Genomic DNA, 284 nt, shown 5'->3' with positions numbered 1-284 from the left:
AGACAGGACTACCAGGGTATCTAATCCTGTTTGATCCCCACGCTTTCGGGTCTGAGTGTCAGTGTTAGGCCAGATAGCCGCCTTCGCCTCCGGTATTCCTCCTGATATCTACGTATTTCACCACTACACCAGGAATTCTACTATCCTCTCCCACACTCAAGCTACGCAGTATCAAATGCACTTCCAGGGTTGAGCCCTGGGCTTTCACACCTGACTTACATAGCAACCTACACCCGCTTTACGCCCAATAATTCCGAACAACGCTTGGATCCCTCGTCTTACCG

Annotated in this window: 1 rRNA gene; it reads right to left on the bottom strand. The window is 50.7% G+C overall.

The features are described from left to right. A 16S ribosomal RNA gene (locus ACTHSL_RS13470) occupies positions 1–284 on the bottom strand; the annotation flags it as partial.

It is taken from the genome of Neisseria sp. P0008.S010, from assembly GCF_051962715.1.
In the GTDB taxonomy this organism is placed as follows: domain Bacteria; phylum Pseudomonadota; class Gammaproteobacteria; order Burkholderiales; family Neisseriaceae; genus Neisseria; species Neisseria elongata.
This window is presented reverse-complemented; position numbering and strand designations above follow the sequence as displayed.